We start from the raw sequence: 17,397 nt of genomic DNA on the forward strand, positions 1-17,397 counted from the left end.
AGGTGGGCAGGCTGTCGCCGGCGGCCGAGGCGACTTCCGCCCCGGGCGCGCGCAGATCGGTGGCAGCGACGATCGATTTGGTGATCGTCTCGACCGGGCTGGGCTTGCTCGCCAGGATGCGGGTGGTTTCCGCCGCATCGGCGATCGTCTGGGAAGGCTTCACCCTGATATCGGTGAGGATCGTCGACCAGCGCTGCTCGAAAGCGTCGAAGTAAAGCTGCAGCGTCGCCTGGGCGATAGTGTCGACGGTGACGCCGGCGGGATTGGGATCGCCGCGGACCCATTGCTCGTCGAGCGCCTCGCGCGCGGCGTCGGTGATCCCAGGAAGGACGACGGTGCGGTAGCCGGTCGCGGAGAAGAGGCCGGGAATGCCTTCGCTAAGCGGCGCCTTCGATTTCCGCTCGAAGGCCTGTTCGCCGAGCGGCCCCAGCGCGCCTGCCGCACTCCAGGCGGGAAGGGCGCGGGACTCGCGATATTCCCCCAGGATGTCATAGGCGCGGCTGGCGATATTCTCAGAGCGGATGACCTCGCGCGCCTTGGCGATCAGCGCCTTGTCGAGCTCGATCGGCGGCAGCGCACCGCGCGCCATGACATCGGCATGGGCAATCAGCGCATGCCGGGCCGCGGCCCTGCCTTCGTCGGGATAGAGCCTGGTGAACATGTCTTCTGCTTCCAGCGAGGCGAAGTCCGCATTTACCGGGCCGAGCCCGCCGAGCATGCCGTAGAGCTTCAACGCGTCGAAGGTGCGGGTGACGTCGGTGGTCTCGGTCATGTCCTTCTGGAGCTGCACCAGCATGCGCGGCAGGAGCAGCGCGTTCAGCGCCCGCTGATAGGCCTCGCGCTGCCGGCTGGCGACCTTGCCTTCCTGGTCGAGGCCGAGGCTTATCGGCCAGACGCGGGTCTTCGAGAAGTCGGTGGTGACGGCGGCGAGATTGTCGAGCGCCGGCAGGATGCGCAGGAAATCCGCATCCGAAACGTCGCGAACCGGCACGCCACGCACCAGTTGTTCGTAGGCGTCTATGCGTCTTTCCGCGCCGGCCAGGGCCGTGGTGTTCTGGATGTAGGTGGCCGTCCAGCTCGTTAGCACCACGGCAAGCAGCAGGACCGTGGCGGCATAGGCCGCGCGGCGGAAGAGCAACTGCCGCCCTGAAAGCCGCTTGTCGCGGGCGACGAGCGAAGCCTCGCCGAAGATCACCTCCTTGAAGAGCCGCGAGAGGAAATAGCTGCGTCGCATGCGGGGGACGGCGACCGTCTCCTCCCGCTGGGTGCCGGAGGCGAAATAGATGCCGCGCAGCAGCGGCGCCTCCACCAGCTTCGAACCCGAGCAAAGCTCGGTGACGACCTCGTGCAGGCGTTCCTTCAAAGCGGTGAGCTCGGCCGGAAAGCGGAAGATGCGGCCGCGCAATTCCGGATTGGGCTCCTGCTGGAGGCGTTCGATCAGCATGGTATCGACGCGCTGCTGCAGCAGGGTGAATTCCTCCATGAAGCGTTCCGGCAGATTTGCCGCCTTGTAGCTCTCGTCGAGGCCGAACGTCGTGCCCCAGACCTGTTCACGGTCACTTTTGTTGAAGCCGTCGAAGAACTCCACGAAGCCGGTCAGCAGATCGGCCTTGGTCAGCAGCAGATAGACCGGCACGCGCGCATGCAGGAGTTCATCAAGTTCGGAAAGCCGCTGGCGGATCGCCCTGATCTCTTCGCGCTGCGCTTCCGGATCGCGCGTCAGGAGATCGCCGATCGACAGCGTCACCAGCGCGCCGTTGATCGGCTGCGAACGCCGGTATTTGCGCAGCAGGCCGAGAAATCCCTCCCAGCCGGCCTTGGCGGTGCCGTTCAGATCGTCCTGCGTCGTGTAGCGGCCGGCCGTATCGATGAGGATGGCCTCGTCGGTGAACCACCAGTTGCAGTTGCGCGTACCGCCGATCCCCTGCACCGAATTGCTGCCAAGCGCATCGCCGAGCGGGAATTTGAGGCCGGAATTGGAGAGCGCCGTCGTCTTGCCGGACCCCGGAGCGCCGAAGATGACGTACCACGGCAGCTCGTAGATATAGCCGAACCGCTTTTTGGTAATGCGGCGGAGCAGTTGCAGCGCTTCCTTGAGCCGACCGTGGATCTCGCCGACCTCAGCCTGCTGGCTGGCCGCGGCTTCCGCTTCCGCGTCCCGCTCGATACCCTCGACGAGCTGCTTGTCGCGGCGGCGGTCGCGGATGGTCGTGAAGACGAGATAAGCGAGCCAGGCGGCGAGGATGATGACGATCAGCGTCAGCCGCGCGCTGGTGCTCGCCAGCGGCTTGAAATCGCCATAGGCGGCGAGATAGCCGTAGAACCAGATGACGACACAGATTGCCGCTACCCAGATGATCGAGATGAAGCGGCGGCCGATGAGGCCGGCATAGGCCTCCACATAGGAGCGGAGCGTATAGAAGTAACTGAGCGGGTTCATCGCGAACCACCTCCTGCGGCAGGCGTCGTCGGTTCATCCGGCATGTCGGCCTGACGCGGCGTCGTCAAACCCGCATCGTTCAGCCGCTCGCTCGGATCGGTCAGGACCAGGATCTCGGTGCGGCGGTTCATCTCCCGGCCCTCCGGCGTATCGTTGGCGGCGATCGGATCGGTGTCGGCACGCCCCTCGGTCAGGATCGCGCCCGGCCCGGTGAATGAACTGAGGATTTCGCCGACAGCCTTGGCGCGGGCTTCGGAAAGGTGCCAGTTGGAGGGAAACTGCACGGTGCGGATCGGCACATTGTCGGTATAACCCACCACCACGGCGCGGAAGTTCTCTGCGGCCAGCGCGCCGCCGATCCGCTGGAGAAGATCGTGGAATTTCTGGCTGACCTCCGCGCTGCCGGTGGCAAACAGGCCGGAATTGCTGATCCGCACCAGCAGCCTGCCATTCGAATCCGAGAGCGTGACCAGCTTCTTCTCGACCTCCGGCTGCAGGAAGGCGAGCAGATTGTCGAGCCGGCTCGGCGGCTTCACTTGCGGTTGCGGTTGCGGCGGGGGCGGTGGCGGGGTTTCGGCGACGACAACAGGCGGCGGCTCCCGAGGAGGCTCCCGCACTTTGACCAGCACGCTCGGCATATCGCGCGGCGGCAGCTTGGCAAGCCGCTCGAACGTTCCGTCGGAGGCGCGATTGAGCGAGAGGGTGAAGAACAGGTAGCCTAACGCCAGGATCAGCGTCAGAAGGGAAAGAAGCGTCCAGATCGCGGCCGCGGTGCGCAGCGGCTGGTGGCGGGCCGAAACACCCTTCCAATGCGGAGAAAGCTCTCGTTCGAAGACGCCGTATTGGCCAAGCAGCGTCTTGTAAAGGCTGTCGCGGATGCGGCCAAGCTCCAGCCCACCGCGCGGTGAAACGCGGGTGCGCCCCTCGAAGGCAAGCGACAGGCAGAGGTAGATGAGGAGAAGCAGGTCCTTGTTGGCGCCGGGGCTCTGGTGGAAATGGTCGAGCAGGTCGAACACCCGTTCGCCGCCGGTCACGTCCATATGAAAGGTGGAAACGAGTCCCGAGCGGGCCCAGCCGGCACGAACGCCCCAGGCCTTGCTGAGCACGACATCGTCGACCGTCGCGCAGACGACGTAATGGGCGGCACGTGCGCGTTCGGGGCTGATACGGGCGCTCGCCAGATCGCGCTCGTAGCGGCCGACGGCTTCGATCGCCACCTGGCGCAGTTCGTCGATCTCGGGCTGTTCCTCCGTGTAGCGCAGGGCATGGGCAAGGTTGAGGAGCGGTGCAGCGGACCGCACCAGCGTCGGCACGTCATCGGCGCCGAAGCGAAAATCCCGGACGAGTGTTTCGATGGAGGCTGCGCTCTTCCGAAGTGATCCCGCCGGCGCCTTTCCTCCCTCACTTTCGGGAAAGTCGAGGACGTCATCCAGCATCTCCGCCATCTTGCGGGCGGATTGCTTTTTCCTAGTGCCGTCCTCGGTGAGTTCGACGATGGTCGGCAGGTTCTGCCAGGTGGAGGCGGATTCGGTCTTCATTCTCTAAGGGCCCACAGTTCTATTTCGAGCCCGGGGAAATCGCCGGCGAGATGCACGGCGATAGCACCGGAAGTGTCGAGTTGTTTCCAAAGCGGGTTCTTGGTGTCGAGTTCGAAATAGATGGTGCCGGAGCGATAGGGGAGCTGGCGCGGCAGCACCGGCAGTGGCCGGACGGGAATGCCCGGCAGCGCCACGTTGACGAGGTCGGCGATGCGCTCGACCGGGCCGATCTTGATCTGCGCCGGCAGCTTGCGGCGTACGTCTTCGACCGGCATCTCGGCCCGGACCGCCAGCACGAAGCCGGCATCCCTCAGCAGCGAACGGTCGTTGATCGTGCCGATCCTGACGCCATGCCGGCGTTCGGCCAGCTCGATCGCCACGGCCGCCTGTTCGAGCACGGACGACAGCGAGGCGCGCAGATCGTCGAAGACGGCGGCGAAGGTCGCCTTGAGGTCGTCGTGGCGATAAGGCGGGAAGTCGCTGGCGCGTTTGCGGTCGGTCGTGAAGGTGGCGAGCTCGCCGGCAAGCTGGATGCAGGTCTCGTAAAAGACCATGGGGTGAATCCGTGTCGCATTCGCCGAAATGTGTTTCAGCATCGGATCCGCGCGGTTGAGCATCTGTAGCAGCAGGTAGTCGCCGACTTCTGCCGTTCCTCGAATGGTCGGATCGCCGATCCGTTCGGCGATCGCCTCCGCGCGGTGGCGCACGATGCCGAGCAATTCGGTGATCAATTCGTTCAGCCGGCCCGCGGCCGTGCAGTTGAGGCTCGGCACGATATAGTCCGGATCGAGGATCACGGCCCTGTCGGAGCGAACCTCGATGATGCGGGCAAGCCCGATGAGCTCGTAGCCGGCGAGTTCATCGCCGGTCCTGAGATAACGCAGGCTGAGGCGGCCGACATCGATCGGTGCCATGAAGTCGGTCTCGACATTGGCATCGGGTGCTTCGTAGGGCGAGGCGACGAGGCGGACGCTGTTGCGTGCGGCACCGCCGTTCAGCGCCACATCGGCCTTGCCCGGCTGGCGGGCGGGAAGCGCCAAATAGACGATTGCATTCTTGGTGTTCTCGTCGAGTTCGAGCGATGGCGGCAGGTCCGTATCGATCGGGGCTTCGAACGGCGTTCCATCCGGCAATACGCCGCGCAGGTTCGACAGTGCGAATTGACCGATCGCCAGTGCGCCGCGGTCAATGCCGATCTCCGCCACCCCCCAGGGATAAGGCGAGAGGCCGTGCGTCGCGGTGCGCACGAGCCGCTCGGTCCAGCGGTCCGCCTGCTGGAAATGCTGCACGCGAAGGAACATGCCTTCGCTCCAGGCCACCCGGTTTTCATTCCTCATGATGCGCGTCTTTTCCTTCCTGCCCGTCTTGCGGACGAGACCCTGCCTGCGTGCCGTTCACCGCCCCAGACATTGCGTGGCGGAAAACGTCATGGATCGATCGGCTCTTGCCGTCCGTTTCGAATTGTGCCCGGTAAGCCCGCCAATAGGCCTGGTCCCGGCGCCAGGGCAGGCGCCAGGCGCCGGCCTCGACCCGCGCCTCCAGGACGCGCGGCTCCAGCCGGCCTGCCGCCTGAACGAGAGCCTCGAGCGCGGAATTGAGCTTCAGCTGCTGCCCGAGCAGGGTCTCGATGCGGGCAAGGAGCGCTTCCTCTCTGCTGCCGGCCAGGAAATCCGGCTCGCTGGCGGAGGACGGCGCATTCAGCTCGAAAACGGCATAGTTATTCTCGACAGCCTCCTCGAGCCGGGCAAGCAACGGCTCCAGGCGATCGGAGAAGGCTTCGGGCCGGCCGATCGTCAGCGTCGGAAACTTCTCCAGCTCCGGCTCCGGCTGTGGATCATTGTCGTTGACGATCTCGATCAGTGGCGCCGGCCGGCGCTGAGTGATGGGCGCGGAGACATGGGTGGCGGAACCATGTTCCAGGTGGCTGCCATATTCAGTCTCCTCCGAATTCCAGTCCTCCGGCAGAAGCTGGGTGACTGAGCGGATCTCCGGAGGGCCGCTCCAGCCGATCTCGACATTGCGGGATGAGGCCGCTCCCATTTTCCCGGCTTTTTCGGGAAGGTCCCAATCATCGACCGCACGCTCGCCAAGGATGCCGTTTGCGGTATGACCGCCCGGGGCGATATCGGCCAGGATGGCTGAGATGGTCAGCGGTTCGTCGCTCAGCAGGAGAGCGGCATCGGGATCCCCGACCTCGCGGTCCTTATCGCCTGATATGTGGACGGAAAAGGCAAGTCCGCCCACCTCCAGCCGCGACCGGTCGGAAAGTCGCACGATCTGGCCCTCATGCACGGCGACGCCGTCGACCCGGGAGCCGTTCGCGCTCTGGTCGCGCAGCAGGAAGCCTTCGCGGTCGCGCTCGATGATGCAGTGGAGCTTCGAAACGGAGCGCCGATTCTCCGGCAGCCGCCAGTCGCAATCCGGTGCCCGGCCGAGCGTTCGCCGGCCGCGTTCGAAGAACCATTTCGACTGGCCCGATGGCGCGGTCGCGTCACTAGTGATCTCTTTCAGTTCAAGCCGCATCCTCGCCTCCTCACCGCGCCTGAACCGACAGGCGCTCGACGATCACCGCATCGCCGCTGTCGCTTGCAGCCGGCGCGACCCTTGCCCAGCTGTTCCAGCCCAAGCGCGGCGGATCGCCCGCCTGTCCGAGCTGGCAGAAGGGAACATCCTCCTTCTTCAGGATGGCCTGTATGTCGAATTCGAGCGCCGCGCCGACATAGAGCCGCGTCAGGGCGAAGAGTTCGGTGATGGCGCGGCCGCCCGGCGCGAGCTGGAGGTAATCGGCATAGCCGAGCGGACCGATGACAATGCGAAAGCCGCCGCTGAAATCATGGACCGCCGCACCTGCCGTCGCATTGACGCCAAGCTGGACGCCCTGGGGCTGGCCCATGCGGCTGCGCTCCGCCTCCGGGATGGTCAGCCAGCGGCCGCGGAACAATTCGATCTCCACCGGCAGGCCACTGAATTCGCAGAGCATGGCGCGGAGATTGACGGCATTGCGGTTGCGTGCGGCGAAGAAGCCCGAGAAACGCAGGATCAGCTCCTCGTCGACGCCGCTCTTTTCGACGAGGCGCTTGGTGCCGAAGCCGGTGAGTGACAGCAGCGTGGTGACGAAGGCGTTGTTTGCCCATCTGCCGCCCCAGCGCAGCCGCCTGGCGATGCGGTATTTCTCGCAGGCGTCGGCGAAAAGTTCCGCCATCCGCGCGCTGAACAGGTCGAAGAAGCCCGCCAGCGCCCGCGACCTGTTCCGCTCCTCGCGCATGACGAGGTCGTTGTAGGTCGACGGCATGGAGCCGATCGCCCCGACGAGACCGGCAAGCGCACTGCGGACGGCGGCACCGCCGCCCTTGCGCTTGTACCCGCTGACGGCAAGAGGCGCCGGCGAGACGCCGACATGGGAGGCGACATCAAGCCGCCCTTCCTCCACCGAAGCCTGCGCGACGCGAAAGGCCGTCACCGGCTCGAAGCGGCCGGGGTCGCGTTCGAGCAGATCGGCAAGGGCGTCTGGCTTGCGGGCGACGAGGAGATCCATGGTTGGCTAGCGATCCTTCCTTAGAGAAGCGGGCGTTCGGCGGCACGTGCCGGCCACCGGGCGATCGGCCTCGATTGCCCCTTCATCCCAATGGTGAGCCGGGTGAAGCTGTTGACCGAGGTGTAGAGACTGAAGAAGCGGTCGAGCACGCTGCCGAATAGGAAGGCCGAGGGCCGGTCGATGGCGGACGGATCGAATTCAAGCGCGATCTCGGTGCCGGGCACCATGCCGCCGCTGCCGAGACGGGCGGTCGAAGTGCCCGCCTTGATGCTGACGAGCGCATCGACGAATTGTTTGGTCTCGGGGCTGTCCCGGAAGGCGTAGAGCGACAGGATATCCTTCAGCGCCGCACCGTCATTGTCGAAGAGCGACAGGTGATTGAGGATGAGATGCGACATCAGCCGCCAGTTCCGCCCTTCCTGATCGTTCATCCTGACCGACGGCGTCGGCGGGATCAGGGCTTCGACGCTGGCGACAGCCTCATGGCCGGAAGCGAGCTGCAGGAATGGATGGCCGCCGCCGAAGGGAAGCTGTTCCGGCAGGTCGCGGTTGAGGCAGAGCGTATCGACGCTTGCGACCGCATCGACAGGACCTGAAGAACGGCGCTGCCTGTCGACGAAGGCGATGTCCATGTCGCTGGTTCTGTCGTCTTCGTCGAAACGGCGATAGGCCTGCCAGTAGGTCGCGCTCGTGCCTGCCCGTTGCGACCGTCCGAAGAACGGCTGGCAGAATTCCTCCTGGCCGCGTGATCCGGTCAGGAGAACGCGGTCGATCGAATAAATCTCGCGGGTCTTCTGGCGCCGCGCATCAGGCAGAAGACGGTATTCCGTGCGGGTGCCGTCGATGGCAATCGGCTCGCAGACCTGGCGGAAGAGATTGACGACGGGCGTCGCATTGAGCGCGAAGTCGCGGACCGAGATCGCACGTTCGAGCTTGGCGTCGCTTTCCCTGAGGTAGACGAAGAGCTCCAGCGTCTCCCCCCGCCAGGCATCGAGCCCTTCGACGTCGAGAAACAGAAATTTGCGCGGCAAAGCGAAAAACTCGGTCAGCAGCCGGTAGCCGGTGAAGCTCGGCGCCGGATAGGGCAGCATGGCCTCTTCAGGCTCGAAGCCGACCGGTTTGAGATTCCCCGCCGGCAGGAAGACCGGCGAACGGTCGTCCGCATGTTTGGCAAGTGCGATGCCGAGGGTGTGGTTGGCAAGCAGCTCATAGATCGCCACCGCCTGCTGCCAGGGGGACGGAATGTGCAGGCGCAGGCGGCTCATGCCGAGGCTGCCGACGGGCTTTCGGGCATCGAGACTGCGGATGGACAGCCTGAGGCAACCGGCAACGCCGGCATAGGGAGAAAGCGGCGCATTGATCGGCTGGCCGGAAAGGATAGCACCGGTGATTTCGATCGGCGCCATCTCGACATTCTGCGTGGTGCGGAAGCGGCAGGCTTCCCCTCGCACCGGCTCGGCCAGGACTTCGGTGTGGCGCGGCACGGTCTGGACCGAGGCGAGCGTATCGCTCGACCGGAACTTCACGATGCTCATCGAGGGGAGCGGCGAGAGATAATGGGGATAAAGGGTTTCGAGCAGGCCGTCGGTGAGTTCGGGAAACTCGTCGTCCAGCTTCTGGCGGACGCGGGCGGCCGAATAGGCGAAACTCTGGATCAGGCGCTCCACATGCGGGTCGTCGGCGACGTCGCCGGTCATGCGCAGGCGGCCGGCGATCTTCGGGAAGGCATCCGCAAAGCGCGCGGCGCGGCGGCGGAGTGCGAGCAATTCCTCATTGTAGCGATGAAGGAAACCTTCAGCCATGCGCCGCCTCCACGAGGAAGCGCTGGGTCGAGGGATCGATGGTCGACTCGAAGCTGATCGGCGGCATGCCTTCATGCAGGCGGAAGGTCGCCTGGATGCGCATGCGCAGCGCCCGTTCGGTCATCGTCCGGCTCTTGAGGATCGTCACCCGCACATCGGACAGCCGCGTTTCGAAAAGCGCAATCCGCCTCTCGATCGCTTGCGCCAGCTTGAGCTTGGCCTGGTCGGTCATCAGATTTGCCGAGACGATGCCGTCGACGCCGTAGCTCACCAGGGCGTCCCTGAGTTCGGAAAGTGCCGCCGGTGGAGTCGTCGGGCAGCGCCGCGTGTTGAGCAGCGCTTCGAGATCGCGGCGGATCGCCTCCCTGACGTCGCGGACCTGATCGACGAAGCTCATCGGCGGATCGGCGCCGCGATCCGGAGCCTCGTCGATCAGCCTGTCGAGGATCGAGCGGGCAAGGACGCGGTCGCGCGACCGGTAGCGTTCGAGGGGATCAACCATGCGCAACCTGCCTGCCGGCAGCCGCTGCCGGCACGATCTCCAGACTTTGGGTGTCATGGAATGAAACCAGTTCGTCGCCGGCGAGGTAGCAGCGCTGGCCGCGGCCGGTGGTGATGCCGGTCGTCTCCTCGATCCATTCGGTCTCGCGGCCCAGCCTGAGCGTCTCATCCTTGCCGGTGCCATGATAGACCGCAGGCAGAAGCACCGACGCGGCAGCGCCGTCGATCAGGGAGAGCTCGGCGCGGCGGAAGGCCAGATCGCGCGGACGGGCAATCGGCTCTATCGAGAGAGCTGCGATCTTGGAAAAATCGATCCAGAGATAGCCGCCGCCGGTCATGATGACTTCGAGAGCATGCGGCGTGCGGTCGTCGAGATCGCGGAAATCGGAGACGGCCTTGCCGTTCCAGATCAGCGGGCGCTCACCCCTGAGGTTCTCGAGTGCATCGAGCGTGGTTCTCGCCTCATCCGCATCCCCGTCGTGATGGGCGATGCCGAGGCGGACGGCGAGCTTGTCGAGTTCGCTCGGCCCCTGTGGAAATTCCGGCAGGGCGCTGCTGTCGAACCAGGCGTCGCGCGCCGCCATCGCCCGAAGCTCGTTGCGCAGCAATGCGAATCCCATCGTCGCGTCGGGAGAGAGGGTGGCAGCAAGGCTGCACTGATTGTCCGCACGCTGGTAGTCACCGGCAAGCACGAGAAGATCGATATAGAGATGCCGCGCCTCCTGATCCGAAGGCTTGACCTTCAGATACGCCTTGACCTCCTCGATCGCGTCATCGAGGGCGTCGTCGCTGAGCGATTGGGCGATGCTGGCGGAAAGCGTCATGCGGACATCCTCTCGGGTATGGCAACGGGGCGGCTCAGGATCTGGCCGGTGGTCGCGGTCTCGGCGATGAGATGGAAGCTCGTGGCAACGTCATCGAGCTGGAAATGCGGCTGCAGCCGGACGGTGCAGGAGAAGCTGCCGGGCTTGCCCGGAATCTCGGCGACGCCGATGCCGGCCGAGCGCAGGGGAAAGCGTGTGCGTAGCGCGATGTCGGCATCGTCGTTGCCGAGTGTATAGGCGGTCAGCCAATCCGCCAGCTTCCGCTCGATCGAGATCGCATCCGAAAGCTGGCCGATTTCGTCGCGCATGATGACTTTGAGATAATGCGAGAAGCGCGACGCGCAGAGCACATATTGCAGCATCGCGGCGAGGCGGGCGTTCTGGCGCGCATGCTCGTTGGAATAGTGCGGCGGCGCATGCAGGGACTGATTGGAATTGAAAATCGCCGAAGCGGAGAGATAGGTCGTCGCGGCAGGGATGATACCGAGATCGCAGAGCTGCTGCTCCTGGCCGCTGGTAAGATGGATTTCCACTGGCGCCTGGGCGGATAGTCCGTTGCTTTCGGTGCCGAAATCATAGGGCGGCAGTTCCGCTGCACTTAGCAGGCCGCCGTCGACAGCGTCCTGCGTGACGCCGCGGATATCCGCGAACCAGCCGGAATCGATGAAATTTCGGATGACGACGGTCGCAAATGCGAAAGCGGCGTTGCCCCAGAGAAGCGAACTGCCGTCGGCGGAAATGCTTTCGCGGAAGGGAAAGCCATCGTTGCGATTGCGTGCATGAGGCGTCAGCGGCGCGCGCATCAGGATACGCGGCGCGACAAGTCCGAGGAAACGCGAATCCTCACGCGCGCGGAGACCGTTCCAGCGGATGCGGGCCGTCTCATTGGCAAGCCAGGAAAAGTCGTTGACCCGGTTCAGCTCGTGAAAGTCTTCAAGCCCGATCGCCAGCGGCGCAGCACCTGCGACGAAGGGGCAGAAGGCGGCGGCGGCCACCATGCCGATCTGCGACAGCGTGCTGACCGGATCGCCGCCGGCCGGATCGGCCGGAGAAAGATAATAGTCGCCGACCAGCAGACCGAAGGGTTCGCCGCCCGGCATGCCGAACTCACGGCTATAGATCAGTTCGAAGAGGTGGCTTTGGTCGAAGTCGCTGGCACGCTCCATGCTCCGCGTGAGCTCGCCCCAGCTGACGCCGAGAAGCTTGACCTTGACCTCGCCGCTGCGGCTTGCCTCGCGCACGAGCATGGCAAGGCCACGCCATCTCGCCTCCATCGCCTGAAAATCGGGATGGTGGAGGATGGCATTGACTTGCTTGTTCAGCGCTTCGTCGATCAGCGTAATCAGCTGATCCGCCCGGCGCCGCCATTCAGTGCTGGAACCCATCGTCAACCTGACACAGATGTTTCGAACGCAAGATCCAAGCGCGGCGGCAACCCGCCGCGCTTGGACCTGCTTTCATCAGTTCTTCGAGGGAATCCGGGCGACCATGCGCAGCGAGGTGGTCAGTTCCTCCATCTGCAGCCACGGGCGCATCCAGGCCACGGCGTTGTAGGCGCCCGGCCTGCCGGGGATTTCCTGTACGGTGACTTTTGCCTCGCGCAGCGGATATTTCGCCCGCGACTCTTCGCCGGCGTCGTCATTGGCGTTGACATAGTTGGAGATCCAGCGATTGAGCCAGGCCTCGCAATCTTCCGCTTCCATGAAGGAGCCGATCTTGTCGCGGCCCATGACCTTGAGATAATGGGCGAAGCGCGAGGTCGCCATCATATAGGGCAGACGGGCTGAAACGGCCGCATTGGCAGTGGCTTCGGGCCGGTCGTAGAGCTTCGGCTTGTGCGCCGTCTGCGCCCCGAAGAACACGGCATAGTCCGTATTCTTGTAATGGCAGAGCGGCAGGAAGCCGAGCTTGCCGAGTTCGGCGTCGCGGCGATCGGTAATGCCGACTTCCGTCGGGCATTTCAGATCCAGATCGCCGTCGTCGCTCGAGAAGATGTGCATCGGCAGCCCTTCGACCTTGCCGCCGTTTTCCGCCCCGCGAATGGCGGTGCACCAGCCGTTCTTGGCGAAGGCCTCGGTGAGACGCGTGCCCATCACATAGGCTGCGTTCATCCAGCAGTAGGAACCGTGCGACAGCTCGCCGGTCTTGGAACCGCCGGTTTCGTCGAAGTTGAACTCCTCGATCGGGCTGGTCTTCGGGCCGTAGGGCATGCGGGCAAGCACACGCGGCATGGCGAGCGTTACGAAGCGGGAATCATCGCTCTCGCGCAGGCTGCGCCACTTGGCGTATTCAACCGTCTCGAAGATCTTCTCGAGATCGCGGGGTTTTGCCAGCTCCCGGAAATCCTCAAAGCCGAACATGCGCGGGCTGGCGGCCGAGATGAACGGGGCAAAAGCGGCAGCGGCGATCATCGAGACGCCCTGCAGAAGCTGGACGTCGTCGAAGGAATTGTCGAATTCGTAATCGCCGATCAGCGCGCCCATCGGTTCGCCGCCCGGCGTGCCGAATTCGTCTTCATAGACCGATTTGAAGAGCCGCGACTGGTCGAATTCGACGGCCTTTGCCAGATCCTTGGCGACATCGCGCTTGGATGCATTGAGCACGCGGATCTTCAGGTTGGCGCTGGTCTCGGTGTTCTTGACGAGATAGTTCAGGCCGCGCCAGGCTCCTTCGAGCTTGGTGAACTCAGGCGATTGCATGATCGCCGCGAGCTGGCTGGATATTGCCTTGTCGATTTCGGCAATGGCATTGTTCAAGGTGATCGTCAGGTTGCGATCATAGGTGACGGTGCCCTTCAGGGCTTGATCGGTGAGCGTGCGCAGAAGGTCCTGCGCACGGTCGGGCTCGGTCTGGCGGGTTGCCGCAACCACCTTTGAGAGCAGGTTCTCATCAGGTGCGAAGCCTACTTCTTCCTTTGTTTGCAATTGCGTTTCAGCGGTCATCTATCGATCCTTTTTGCGAAAGCGGCGGCCCTCGAAGCATGAGGGGTTCCCTTCAAAAGGGGCCGCTGCCGGACAACGACTCTTCAGGAATTGAGCGCGCGGGCCGCTATCGGTCCGCGATCCCGGGCACTCAGTTCAACACGTCCTTCGCGTCTTCGGCTTTGTCTCCGCCAAGCTGGGCCACCAGCTGCGAGAGATCGGCCTTGTTCTGGAGGATGTCCTCGAGCAGACGCTCGAGCTCCTCGGAGCGGTCCGCCTTGCTCATCAGGTCGCGCAGCTGGTTGCGTGCGTTGAGCAGGGCCTTCAGCGCCGGCACCTGATCGACGACCGCTCCGGGTTCGAAATCGGCCATGCTTTCGAATTTCAGCGAAACGGGAAGCTCGGTTCCGTTTTTCTCGAGGGTGTTCTCGACCGACAGGGTGAGGCCCGGCGTCATGCGGCGCATGACGTCGTCGAAGTTGTCGCGGTCGACCTGCACGAACTTGCGCTCGCCGAAAGGCTTGAGCTGTTGCGTGGGATTTCCGGAGAAATCGCCGAGCACGCCGACGACGAAGGGGAGTTCCTTCACCACCATCGCGCCTTCGGTTTCTACTTCGTATTTGATGTGGACCCGCGGCTTGCGAACCCGTTCCAGTTTTTCATGCACACTTGCCATCGAGATTCTCCTTCGTCTCATCGGCGGATTATCAATTGAGGATGCTGCGGCGTGCCGTTAGCCTCCCTTGTCGGCTACGGGCTGGATGCCGGCTGCCGTCAGCACCGCGTTGCGCGTCTGCTGTTCGGGCAGGAGCTCGGCAAGAAGCTCGAAAAAATCCATGCGGCCGCGACGCACCAGCGTTTCGATCGACATGGAGATCGGTGAATGGGGCTCCGTGCGGCGGAAATAGCGCGCAACGGCGATCAGAAGTTCGAAGGCCTCTTCCCGCGAACGAATCGTCTCGGCGCTGACAGGCCGCAGGCCGATGGCTTCGGACTCGTTGGTTTCGCTTGCCTGCAGTGGCTCGGACCCTTGCGAGGCAAGGGCTTGTGGAGCGGCAAGCGGCGCTTCGATCCCGGCGAGCATCCGGATTGCAGATGCCGCCTCCTGCAACACATTGCGTGTATTCGAACTCGGTGGCGCCTGGTCGCCGCAGTGTTCGTCAAGTATTTCGACCATGCGATCGAATGCGGCGATGCACCCGGTCAGCACGTCGAGATAGGCTGACATCTGAGCGACACCGGCTTCTGCCGCCGCCTGCTGCAATTCCTTGCGCCGTTCGGTTTCATTCGGCCGCTGCGAAAGCTGGAAATCCCAAAGCGAAAACTGGGCGAACTTTCCGCCCGGGATCAACGATGTCAAACGAATAGCCTGGATGAGCGTGCCTTCGCCGCCGACGCCGTTGAGACCCGCGAAGGGCGCAAACCGTTCCTCGAAATCGCCATCTCCGATCGAATGCAAAGTGTCGAAATGCTTGTCTAAAAGCGACACGGTTGCGACGTAAACATCATGCAATCCTGAGAACCCCCGCAGCCGCAACTGCGCCTCTGCGAGCCATGCCAATACTTCGATATCCTTGCTTCTGGAAGAAAGGATCTGCAATCCAAGATTGCTAACATCGTGCCAGGCAGGTGCAATCGCAATAGTCTCACCTGGGATAATACTACGTTCGGCTGTACGAGCGGCGTTTCTCGCGTCCTTAATTCTATAGTATATTTCGCGAGATACAGTATTAACCCGCACGTTTTCTCCGCATGGATGCTCTTGTTCAAGTGGATCTATAATTTCGCGGACATTCACGCCGTTAAATTCCTCAAAAAGCAGAGATTACTGCGAATAACGGTCATTTTGGGCGGCTCATATTGGCTTGTCAACCATCGATGGATGATGACGGATTTATGACGACTGTCGATATGCTCATTTTTCAAAATAGAGTCGTTTTTCTTCTGGACAAGGGTTTATGAGCGCCCTAGTTGTTTCTTCGCGTTAGGAGAGCGTACTGAATTTCGACGTAAAAACAGGACTGGTGGATGTCCCATATCGATCTCAATCGTCTGATAAGAACGCTTGAGCCCAATTTACGTGTCGGTCTTGAGACAGCGGCGTCGCTTGCCGTGCGGCATCAGCACGCCGTCGTCGATATCGCCCACTGGCTTCGCTCCCTTCTTGATATCGCAGGATTTTCTGCCATTTTCGAAGAGCTCAAGCTCTCCTCCGAAATGCTGAGGACGGAGCTCGACGCGGCGATCGCCGACATTCCGCGGGAGGATGGCGCCTCGCTAGCCCTCTCCCCGAACCTGCTTGCCCTTGGGAGGGAATCCTTTCTGGTTGCATCGCTGCAGTGCGGGCGGAATGTCGTGCTTTTGGCCGATCTGCTTGCCGCGCTGATCAACGAGCCGGCATTGCGGGCGGTGACGCGCGGCATTGCCCCGTCGATGCGCAATCTCGACAGAGCGACGCTCGACAAGCTGCTGGAGACAGCGGCGCCAGGCCCGTCGGGCGATCTTTCCGTGCCCGTCGCCGCGTCTGCGAACGTCACTGGGAACAATGAATTCCTGCGGCTCTACACCCACGACATGACCGCGGACGCCCGCGCCGGCCGAACCGACCCGGTCATCGGCCGCGATCGCGAATTGCGGCAGTTGATCGATATCCTGATGCGCCGGCGGCAGAACAATCCGATCCTCGTCGGCGAGGCAGGTGTCGGCAAGACCGCGGTGGCGGAAGCTCTGGCGCTGGAGATCGCCGCCGGTAACGTGCCGGCCCGATTGAAGGACGTGAAGCTGCTGCTCTTGGACCTGAGCCTGCTGCAGGCGGGCGCCGGCGTCAAAGGCGAGTTCGAACGACGGCTGCATGGCGTGGTCGATGCGGTGAAGACGTCGCCGGAGCCGATCATTCTGTTCATTGACGAAGCGCATGGGCTGATCGGCGCCGGCGGACAGGCAGGGCAGGGCGATGCCGCCAATATCCTGAAGCCCGCTTTGGCGCGCGGGGAACTGCGGACGATCGCGGCGACGACCTGGAGCGAATACAAACGCTTCATCGAAAAGGATGCTGCACTCACCCGTCGCTTTCAGACGGTACATGTCCGCGAGCCGGACGAAGAAGCCGCCATCCGCATGCTGCGCGGCGTGGCGGAAGGCCTGAAAACCCACCACAAGGTGCGCATCCGCGACGAGGCGATCGTCGCCGCCGTCCGGCTTTCGGCGAGATATCTGCCGGACCGGCAGCTTCCCGACAAGGCAATCAGCCTGATCGATACGGCAGCTGCTGCGGTGGCGCTGGCGCGCCAGACGACGCCGGAGGCGCTGAAGTTGCTCGCCGACGAGCGCGATCTTCTGGAAACCGAATCGAGCTGGCTCGCACGTGAACCGGAGACGCCGGAAAAGCGCGCCCGGCTTGGCGAAATCGCCGCGAAGCAGCAGGAGATCCTCCTGGAGATCGAGACGCTCCGGTCGAAGTTCGACGAAGAAAACCGGCTCGTCCGGGAAGCCGACCGGCTGGAGGAGTTCTTCTCGCCCGACGACGCCGTCGTTCCGCTGGCGCCAGCCGACAAGACCGGCGACGGCACGAATGTGGCGCCTTTCCCGTCGCAGGCGATGACGGCGGAAAGCGCACGCGCCGCACTTGCGGTCACCGAACGGAGCCTGGCGGCAGCGGCGGACCAAACGCCGCTCCTGCCGCGCGTCGTCGACAAGGAAATCGTTGCCGCCGTCGTTGCCCGCTGGACGGGAATTCCCGTCGGCAAGCTGCTGTCGGACCAGATCGAGAGCGTGAAGACGCTCGATGCCCGCCTGAAGGAGAGGGTGCTTGGCCAGGACGCGGCGATCGAGCGGAT

At 63.6% G+C, this 17,397-nt stretch carries 13 protein-coding genes; 1 reads left to right on the forward strand and 12 read right to left on the reverse strand.

Annotation, left to right across the window (positions count from 1 at the left end; translation table 11 throughout):
- From tssM to tssA, 12 genes are all read right to left on the reverse strand, one after another.
- On the reverse strand, positions 1-2,440 hold a 2,440-nt coding region (gene tssM, locus MOV76_RS32550; protein WP_247266056.1), incomplete at its 3' end, for a type VI secretion system membrane subunit TssM.
- Positions 2,437-3,978: a type VI secretion system protein TssL, long form gene (gene tssL / locus MOV76_RS32555; RefSeq protein WP_247266057.1), complete on the reverse strand. Its 1,542-nt coding sequence runs from the start codon at positions 3,976-3,978 to the stop codon at positions 2,437-2,439. The genes tssL and tssM, both read right to left, overlap by 4 nt.
- Entirely contained in the window at positions 3,975-5,315 is a 1,341-nt protein-coding gene (gene tssK / locus MOV76_RS32560) for a type VI secretion system baseplate subunit TssK (protein ID WP_247266058.1), read from the reverse strand. Before tssK ends, tssL begins: the two co-directional genes overlap by 4 nt.
- A complete protein-coding gene (locus MOV76_RS32565; RefSeq protein ID WP_247266059.1) occupies positions 5,305-6,501 on the reverse strand; it encodes a type VI secretion system-associated FHA domain protein in 1,197 nt (398 codons plus the stop codon). Before MOV76_RS32565 ends, tssK begins: the two co-directional genes overlap by 11 nt.
- A gap of 10 nt (positions 6,502-6,511) precedes the next feature.
- Positions 6,512-7,513 carry a type VI secretion system baseplate subunit TssG gene (gene tssG / locus MOV76_RS32570; protein ID WP_247266060.1) on the reverse strand — a complete coding sequence of 334 codons (1,002 nt, stop codon included), beginning with the start codon at positions 7,511-7,513 and terminating at the stop codon, positions 6,512-6,514.
- Positions 7,514-7,533: 20 nt separating this feature from the next.
- Positions 7,534-9,315 (reverse strand): type VI secretion system baseplate subunit TssF, encoded by a 1,782-nt coding sequence (gene tssF / locus MOV76_RS32575; protein ID WP_247266061.1) that lies wholly within the window; start codon positions 9,313-9,315, stop codon positions 7,534-7,536.
- Positions 9,308-9,817 carry a type VI secretion system baseplate subunit TssE gene (tssE, locus tag MOV76_RS32580; RefSeq protein WP_131598301.1) on the reverse strand — a complete coding sequence of 170 codons (510 nt, stop codon included), beginning with the start codon at positions 9,815-9,817 and terminating at the stop codon, positions 9,308-9,310. Before tssE ends, tssF begins: the two co-directional genes overlap by 8 nt.
- Positions 9,810-10,640, reverse strand: a complete 831-nt coding sequence (locus tag MOV76_RS32585) for a type VI secretion system accessory protein TagJ (protein ID WP_247266062.1) — start codon at positions 10,638-10,640, stop codon at positions 9,810-9,812. The genes tssE and MOV76_RS32585 overlap by 8 nt, the downstream gene beginning before the upstream one ends.
- Positions 10,637-12,025, reverse strand: coding sequence for a type VI secretion system contractile sheath large subunit (tssC, locus tag MOV76_RS32590; RefSeq protein WP_247266063.1), 1,389 nt, complete (start codon positions 12,023-12,025; stop codon positions 10,637-10,639). Before tssC (MOV76_RS32590) ends, MOV76_RS32585 begins: the two co-directional genes overlap by 4 nt.
- A 75-nt stretch (positions 12,026-12,100) precedes the next feature.
- Entirely contained in the window at positions 12,101-13,582 is a 1,482-nt protein-coding gene (gene tssC / locus MOV76_RS32595) for a type VI secretion system contractile sheath large subunit (protein ID WP_047622915.1), read from the reverse strand.
- A 130-nt stretch (positions 13,583-13,712) separates the two neighbouring features.
- Positions 13,713-14,237: a type VI secretion system contractile sheath small subunit gene (gene tssB, locus MOV76_RS32600; protein ID WP_047622916.1), complete on the reverse strand. Its 525-nt coding sequence runs from the start codon at positions 14,235-14,237 to the stop codon at positions 13,713-13,715.
- Positions 14,238-14,294: 57 nt separating this feature from the next.
- Complete coding sequence (gene tssA, locus MOV76_RS32605) at positions 14,295-15,359, reverse strand: type VI secretion system protein TssA (RefSeq protein ID WP_247266064.1); 1,065 nt, start codon at positions 15,357-15,359, stop codon at positions 14,295-14,297.
- Between the two features lie 230 nt (positions 15,360-15,589).
- Between tssA and MOV76_RS32610 the strand changes: the two genes are divergently transcribed.
- Positions 15,590-17,397, forward strand: a 1,808-nt coding sequence (locus MOV76_RS32610; protein ID WP_247266065.1) for an AAA family ATPase, incomplete at its 3' end; no start/stop codon positions are given.

This window comes from Rhizobium sp. PRIMUS64 (genome assembly GCF_023006465.1).
In the GTDB taxonomy this organism is placed as follows: Bacteria; Pseudomonadota; Alphaproteobacteria; order Rhizobiales; family Rhizobiaceae; genus Rhizobium; species Rhizobium leguminosarum.